Source organism: Streptomyces sp. SID486 (assembly GCF_009865385.1).
Classification (GTDB): Bacteria; Actinomycetota; Actinomycetes; order Streptomycetales; family Streptomycetaceae; genus Streptomyces.
This window is the reverse complement of sequence record NZ_WWJT01000196.1, coordinates 1-6,952: the sequence shown is the minus strand read 5'-3', so window position 1 is coordinate 6,952 and position 6,952 is coordinate 1. Positions and strand designations below refer to the sequence as shown.

The following is a 6,952-nucleotide window of genomic DNA, read 5'->3' as shown; positions in this document are numbered from 1 at the left end:
CCCCGCCGACGGGCTGGGGCCGGGGGCGGTGCCGCCCGCCGGCGGGCCGCCGCCCAGGCCGCTCAGGTCCAGCGGCGTGGACGTGGCGGTGGGCGGCGGCGTGAGCACCACCTCCGGCTGACCCGCGGGCGGGGCCGGCGGGGTCAGGTCGGAGGAGGGCAGCTTCGGCGGGGTGGTCTGGTTGAAGATGGTCTGGTCGAAGTCCACCAGACCGGTCTTCTCCATCACCGTGATGTGGTCGAGCACGGTGTCGTTGGCCTGGTCGGCGAGGGCGCGGACCAGCGAGTTCTTGGTCGTGGAGCGGATCTTCGCGATGGTGTTGAAGATCGATCCGTGCGTCATCCGCAGGATGTTGGCGAAGTCGGTGTCGAACTGCTTGCCGCTCTCGGCCTGCAACTGGCTGACGAACCCCTGCTGCTGCGGGCTGGCCACGTTGGGCAGGGTGATGTTCAGCATCGGGGCGATCTTGCGGCAGGAGGCGTCCAGTGCCGCGTGTCCGTCGACCAGGTGCTCACTGGCCGTCCTGACGCCCTTGGAGGAGCCCTTCTGGAGCCCGATCTGACCGAGCGGGTACTCCCACAGGCCGGCCGCCCTCACCTTGACGACGAAGTCGCGGTCGCCCTCGGTGAGCGGGCCCCACTGGGTCTGCGCGACGATCCGCGTCTGCGAGCTGGAGACGGTGTCCAGCCCGAGCATGCCCGGGTAGGCGAGGGCCGCGAGGGTGAGGGTCATCGCACCGCCCACGAAGAGAGTTCCCGTCGCGTTCCGCGAAAAGCGCACCGTGCCTCCTGCCCGGTCGTGGATCCGCCCGCGATGACGACGTGGGCGGTTCGGACGCACAGCAGTACGGATGCGGAAGCGGTTCGTCTCTGCCGTGCGGGTAAAAACTCCGTACGGGGTGCCGCGCACGTCGATTGCCATCCATTGGTGTACATGACAGACGGTTGCCGAAACGTTGACCATCGGCCGGGAGAAGGCGGCCCCGGCCGGTCCTAGATTCGCCGCATGCCTCCACAGCCCCCGCCACGCCCGCCCGCCGCGCTGCCCGTCCTGCCCTACCGCAAGCCCACCAAGGGGCGTGACTACTGGGTGCTGGACGACGTCCTGCCCGACGTCGACGCCGTGCGGCAGCGCTGCCTGGCCAAGGACGACTGGGTCGAGGGATACCCGTACACCTCCGAGACCTGGCCGGGCCTGCGCGCCATGCCGGGCCTCGCGCCCGCCGAACTGGCCCGCGTCGAACGGCTGGTGAAGAAGGCGACCGGGGCGAAGGACCTCTGGGTGCAGCGGACGCCCGGCGGGGGCACCCTCAACCACAACTGCGTCCAGGTGGTCGGCGAGGGCGAGAGCGAGCCCCGCCCGCACACCGACTCCCGTGCCCTGTGCCGGTACGCGGCCGTGCTCTACCTCAACCCGGCCGCCCCCAAGGACTGCGGCACCGCCTTCTACCGCCAGTCACTGCCCGGCGGCCGGCTCGGCGGCAACCTCGTCCAGGCCCCGCACAACAACCTCGTCGAGGCCCTCGGCACGCGGTTCGTACCGGCGGACCACTTCGAGGAGGACGTACGGGTCCCGCACAAGTACAACCGCCTGCTCCTGTACAACGCCAACCTCGTCCACAGCGCGACCGGTTACACCGGCCGGACACTGGAGGACAAGCGCATGACGGCGGTCTTCTTCTGGATGGCCTGAGACCGGCCCGGTGAGCCAGGATGAGGGCGTGACCACGGAGACAGAGCAGGCCCTGGGGCCTTCGTCGGAGGACCGGGCCGTCGGGACGGCGGCCTGGCCGGCTGTCGGGGGACTGCTCCTCGCCGGACTCGCCTGGGTGGCGCGGGGGGTGTGGGAAGCGCGGCTGGCGCTGGCCGGGGAACCGGCGTCGGGTCCGCCGGACCAGGGGGAGGGAGTGCACCGGCCGCTCAACTCCCTGGAGGACTCCTACCACTTCGTCACCGCCGTGGGCGGCGTCGCCGCCCTGGTCTGCGCGATGCTGTTCGTCTCCTGGCTGCTGCGGCTGCGGGACAACGCACGCGCACTGTCGGGGGAGGCCCCCAGGTACGCCGGGATCTGGGTGTACCTGGGCTGGGTCGTCCCGGTCGTCAACCTGTGGTTCCCGCGGGGGATCGTCGCCGACGCGTACCGGCGCAGCGTCCCCGGACGCAGGCTGCCCGTCAGCGTCGACGTGTGGTGGGGGCTGTGGCTGGCCGGCATGCTCAGCGGGGTCGGGATCGTCTCCCGTGACTCCACCGACGAGATCATCGCCCGCGCCTACACCGGTGTCTGGCCGCTGCTCGCCAGTGACGCCGCCGTCGTCGGCGCGGCCGTCGCCGGGGTGTTCGCGGTCCGGGCCGTCACCGCCGCGCAGGCGGAGCGGCTCCGCCCGGGCCCGCGGGACGCCTGACGCGCCGGCCGGTCCCCAGGGGGCTTGACGCTACGGCCGGTCCGCAGGGCGCTTGACGCTACGGCCGGTCCGCAGGGTGGCTGACGTTTCGGCCGGTCTCCAGGGTGGCTGATGCTCCGGCCGGTCCGCCGGGGCCGTCGTGGCCGGTGTGAGCCGCGCGCGTCCGCGGTACGGATGGTGGGCATGAGCAGTGTCGCCATCGTGGGAGCCGGGCCCGGACTCGGCGCCGCCGTCGCGCGGCGGTTCGGACGGGAGGGGTTCGGTGTCGGACTCATCGCCCGGGACCGGGGCCGCCTGGACGTGATCACCGAGAGCCTCGCGGACGAGGGGATCACCGCCCGCGGGTTCGCCGCCGACGTGCGCCGGCCGGAGCAGCTCGCCGTGGCACTGCGCGAGCTGGCCGACGCCCTCGGGGCCGTCGAGGTGCTCCAGTACAGCCCGGTGCCGCACCGGGACTTCATGCGGCCGGTGCTGGACACCGGGCACCGGGACCTGGTGGCGCCGATCGAGTTCTCCGTCTACGGCCCGGTGGCCGCCGTGCAGCAGGTGCTGCCGGGCATGCGGCGGCTCGGGCGCGGCACGATCCTGTTCGTCAACGGCGGCAGCGCCGCCGTGCCGCACCCGGAGCGGGCCGGCACCTCGATCGCCTTCGCCGCGGAGAGCGCCTACGGCCATCTGCTGCACGAACGGCTCGCGGCGGAGGGCATCCACGTCGCCCAGCTGGTGATCCCCGGCGCGATCACGGCGGGGCACGCGCGCAAGGATCCGGCCGTCCTCGCCGAGACCCTGTGGTCCCTGCACCGCGAGCGGCACGGGTTCCGGCACTACGCCGACGACCTCGACAGCTGACCCCCGGCTGTGCGCGGCTGAGCGGGTCCGGGGAACGGTCACCCTGCGGGGAGTGACTTTGTGAGCCAATATGGGGACATTGGGCGCATCGCTCTCTTCAAAGGGGGCCTCCATGGCTGTGGAAATCCCTGCACTCGTCAAGACGTCCCGTCTCAGGAGCCGGGGCGGTCTGCTGGGCGAGTGCCTGGCGGAGTTCCTCGGAACCCTCGTCCTCATCGCCTTCGGCTGCGGTGTGGTCGCGATGGCGGTGGCCGCGCTGCCCGGTTCGGGCCGGGCCGCCACCCCCACCACGATCTTCCTCGCGGCGGGCGACTGGCTGCTCATCACGTGGGGCTGGGCCTTCGCGGTCGTGTTCGGCGTCTACGTCGCCGGCGGCGTCAGCGGCGCCCACCTCAACCCGGCGGTGACCCTGGCGATGGCCCTGCGCCGCGGGTTCTCCTGGGCCAAGGTCCTGCCGTACTGGTTCGCGCAGGTCGTCGGCGCCCTCACCGGGGCCGCGCTGGTCTACCTCGTCTACCACGACGCCATCAACACCTTCGACAGCACCGTGGCGGGGCCGAAGGTGAACGGGCACACGAACACCACCTTCTCCATCTTCGCGACCTTCCCGGCCGCGTACTTCCACGGTGGCGTCTGGGGACCGCTGATCGACCAGATCGTCGGCACGGCCTTCCTGCTCATGCTGATCGCCGCCGTCATCGACCTGCGCAACCAGGCGGTCAAGGCCAACCTCGGACCTCTGGTGATCGGCTTCGCCGTCGCCGCCATCGGCATGTCCTACGGAGCCAACGCGGGCTACGCCATCAACCCGGCCCGCGACTTCGGGCCGCGCCTGTTCACCTACGCGGCGGGCTGGGACAGCCTGGCGTTCCCCGGAAGCGTGTCCGGGGCCTTCAGCGCCTACTGGTGGATCCCGATCGTCGGGCCCCTGGTGGGCGGCGCCATCGGCATCCTCGTCTACGACCTCTTCATCGGCGACGTCCTGATCGTCCGGTCCGAACTGGCCGAACTGCCCCCGCCGGGCCGCTCGAGGCCCGTGCACACCCACGACGAGGAGTGAACCGGGCGGGCCGCACCCCCGGCCGGGCAGCGGCGCCGGGCGTCACGTCCCGTCGCCGGTGATCGTGACCTTGGCGCCGACGACGGTGTGCTCGTACAGCCAGCGCGCGTCGGCCGGGCGCAGACCGATCAGGCCGAGCGTGGACGGGCGGCGGCCGGGGACGTCCACCGTGGGGCCGGCGCTGTAGATGAAGTGCGGCTCGCGCTCGGGACCGCTGAAGGACAGCACCCAGTCGTGCCCCTCCACCACGCCCGTCGGCACGGAGCTGAACCGCACGCGGCGCAGCCGCTCGGTGACCCGGGCCACCGCGTCGCCCTGGAACGGCCGGTTCATCCCCGGTGCGGAGACCGGGAACGTCACCGCTCCCGCCCGCAGTTCCAGACTGGTCAGGTCGATCCTGATGTCGTGGACGGGTGAGTCGTCGGGCGCCGGCGGCGCCGGAGCGGTGGTGGAGGCGGTGGCCGCGGGCGGGCGCGCCGGCCGGTCGGCGGGGTCCAGCAGGACCGTACCGGCGAAGACGGCCGTACCGGCGGCGACGAGCCCGGCCGACATCAGCACGGCCCGGCGGGTACGGCGGCGCCGTACGGCCCGTCGCCGGACGACGGCGCCCGGGGCGGGGGCGAAGCGCCGCCCCTGGCCGGCCACCTCGCGCAACGCCTCGGTGAGCCGGTCGGTGCGTTCCCCGGGCACGGCCGGCCCCGACGGGTCATGAGGCATGGGTGGCCTCCTTCGTCCCGGTCATGGTCTCAGCCTCCTCGGGCGACAGGTGACGGGCGAGCGCGGCGCGGCCGCGGGCCAGACGCGCCTTGACCGTGCCGACGGGGGAGCCGGTCTCCCTGGCGATCTGATCGACGCTCAGGTCGCACACGTGGTACAGCACCACGGCCAGCCGCTGGGCCGCCGGCAGTTCGCGCAGGGCGGCGACCAGGGCGACATGCTCGGGCCCCGGGCCCGGGGTCTGGTCCGGCGGCGTGTCCGCGCGGACGAGTTCCAGCCAGCGCCGGGCCCGCCGGAAGCGGCTGACCGCCAGCCGGGTGGCGACCGTGCGGATCCACGCCTCCGGCGCCTCGGCCGCGTCGAACGCCGTCCGCCTGTCCCAGGCCCGGACGAACGCCTCCTGCACCACGTCCTGTGCCTCGGCGTGATCACCGGTGAAGGCGTACAACTGCCCCACCAGCCGCGGGAAGGCAGCCGTGTAGAAGGCGTCGAACTCCTCCTCCGTCATCCGGTCCCCCCGTGTCCCCCGTTCCGGAGAGGCGATCCTACGGGGCGGCCGGGGCCGCCGGCCCCCGTCGTCGGCCCCTGCGGATTTCCCCGGGCCCGGATGCAACCCGGGCCCCGTGCGGTGCGTAGAGACGATGACCGCACACGACCCAGGGGGAAAATCCGTGTTCACGCCCGTCTCGACCGGCCGCCGTCCGCGCCGCCGTCAGCGCTCCGTCGCCGCCGCCCTCGCCGCCTGCGCCATCGTCCTCGCGGCGGCCGGCTGCACCGGCGGCACCCCGTCGGCCGCCACCGAGCGCACCGGTACGGCTGCCCGGGGCGCGCACCGGCCCAGTGCCGCGCCCAGCCGGACCGCGCCCGCCGTCCCCGAGCCGGCCGCGCTCGCGGGCGCCCGCGTCAACGTCGGCGAGGGCGCCACCGTCGGTGTCGGCATGCCGATATCCGTCACCTTCCCGCACCCGGTCCCGGAGTCCCAGCGGGCCGCGATCGAGCACTGGCTCACCGTCGGCACCGAACCGTCCGTCACCGGCGCCTGGAGCTGGGTCAAGGACCGCGACCTGTCCGACGGACAGCGCGTCGACTACCGGCCGCCGGCGTACTGGAAGCCCGGTACCCGTGTCACCCTGCGCGTCGGCACCCACGCCGTACGGCACTTCGGCATCGGCCGCTCCCTCACGGCGACCGTCGACGTCGGCAGCCACACGATGACCGTCGAGGAGGACGGCGAGCCCACCACCCGCATCCCGGTGACCGCCGGCCGGCCCGGCCTGGACACCTGGAACGGGACCATGGTGGTGCTGGACAAACAGCCCCAGGTCTACATGGACTCGCGGACCGTCGACCTCGGCGACGCCTACCGTGGTTACTACGCCTGGGCCGTGCACATCACCACCTCCGGCACCTACGTCCACCAGAACCCCAACGCGGACACCTATGCCGGCCGGTCCAACGTCACCCACGGCTGCGTCGGTCTCGCCACCGACGGCACGGCCGAACGGTTCTACCGGCGCGTCATCCCCGGCGACGTCATCCGCGTCACCGGCTCCAAGGACACGGTCGAGGCCGGAAACGGCTACGGCGACTGGAACCTGACCTGGTCCGCGTGGCTGTCCCACAGCGCGTCCCGGAAGGGCGCCACCGCCGCGTCCCCCCGGCCGTAGCGCCCCGGCGCCCGGACGGCCGGCCCCGCGGGGACGGCCGGACTCACATCAACGCCCGCACGACTCTTGCCGGTTGGCGGCAGCGGCCCTAGGTTAAGCGCGCAGTTAAGTACATTTAATCGGCTACTTAAGTGGGGGCGCCGTGCCGTACCGCGCGAGACCGCGTATCCGTCCGATCTGCGCCGGTGCCGCCGCAGCCGCCCTCCTCGCCGTGGCGGCGCCGGCCGGTGCCGCGCACGCGGGGCCCGCCCGGGCGGC

The 6,952-nt window shown here is 73.2% G+C and carries 8 protein-coding genes; 5 read left to right on the top strand and 3 right to left on the bottom strand.

Annotated features, from left to right (window positions below):
* Positions 1-744: DUF4142 domain-containing protein (locus tag GT045_RS09770; RefSeq protein ID WP_161292107.1), on the bottom strand; the 744-nt coding region annotated here is incomplete at its 3' end.
* Between the two features lie 261 nt (positions 745-1,005).
* Between GT045_RS09770 and GT045_RS09765 the strand changes: the two genes are divergently transcribed.
* From GT045_RS09765 to GT045_RS09750, 4 genes are all read left to right on the top strand, one after another.
* On the top strand, positions 1,006-1,692 hold the full coding sequence (locus GT045_RS09765) for a DUF6445 family protein (protein WP_161292089.1): 687 nt from the start codon (positions 1,006-1,008) through the stop codon (positions 1,690-1,692).
* A gap of 28 nt (positions 1,693-1,720) precedes the next feature.
* The gene (locus GT045_RS09760) at positions 1,721-2,401 is read left to right on the top strand and encodes a DUF4328 domain-containing protein (RefSeq protein ID WP_345942598.1); all 681 of its coding nucleotides are present in this window, start codon (positions 1,721-1,723) and stop codon (positions 2,399-2,401) included.
* Between the two features lie 183 nt (positions 2,402-2,584).
* The gene (locus GT045_RS09755) at positions 2,585-3,250 is read left to right on the top strand and encodes an SDR family NAD(P)-dependent oxidoreductase (protein WP_202527668.1); all 666 of its coding nucleotides are present in this window, start codon (positions 2,585-2,587) and stop codon (positions 3,248-3,250) included.
* A 112-nt stretch (positions 3,251-3,362) separates the two neighbouring features.
* Positions 3,363-4,310 (top strand): MIP/aquaporin family protein, encoded by a 948-nt coding sequence (locus GT045_RS09750; protein ID WP_161333919.1) that lies wholly within the window; start codon positions 3,363-3,365, stop codon positions 4,308-4,310.
* A 42-nt stretch (positions 4,311-4,352) separates the two neighbouring features.
* On the opposite strand, the gene GT045_RS09745 is transcribed toward GT045_RS09750, so the two are convergent.
* Both GT045_RS09745 and GT045_RS09740 read right to left on the bottom strand, forming a co-directional pair.
* Entirely contained in the window at positions 4,353-5,027 is a 675-nt protein-coding gene (locus tag GT045_RS09745; RefSeq protein WP_161287559.1) for a L,D-transpeptidase, read from the bottom strand.
* On the bottom strand, positions 5,017-5,535 hold the full coding sequence (locus GT045_RS09740; protein WP_161287558.1) for a SigE family RNA polymerase sigma factor: 519 nt from the start codon (positions 5,533-5,535) through the stop codon (positions 5,017-5,019). Before GT045_RS09740 ends, GT045_RS09745 begins: the two co-directional genes overlap by 11 nt.
* Positions 5,536-5,698: 163 nt before the next feature.
* On the opposite strand from GT045_RS09740, the gene GT045_RS09735 reads away from it, so the two are divergent.
* Positions 5,699-6,694, top strand: coding sequence for a L,D-transpeptidase (locus tag GT045_RS09735; RefSeq protein ID WP_345942597.1), 996 nt, complete (start codon positions 5,699-5,701; stop codon positions 6,692-6,694).
* The last annotated feature ends 258 nt before the right edge of the window (positions 6,695-6,952 follow it).

Coding starts and splice junctions, on each gene's coding strand:
- GT045_RS09750 (WP_161333919.1), top strand. CDS start 3,363: ATGGCTGTGGAAATCCCTGCACTCGTCAAGACGTCCCGTCTCAGGAGC.
- GT045_RS09745 (WP_161287559.1), bottom strand. CDS start 5,027: ATGCCTCATGACCCGTCGGGGCCGGCCGTGCCCGGGGAACGCACCGAC.
- GT045_RS09755 (WP_202527668.1), top strand. CDS start 2,585: ATGAGCAGTGTCGCCATCGTGGGAGCCGGGCCCGGACTCGGCGCCGCC.
- GT045_RS09740 (WP_161287558.1), bottom strand. CDS start 5,535: ATGACGGAGGAGGAGTTCGACGCCTTCTACACGGCTGCCTTCCCGCGG.
- GT045_RS09765 (WP_161292089.1), top strand. CDS start 1,006: ATGCCTCCACAGCCCCCGCCACGCCCGCCCGCCGCGCTGCCCGTCCTG.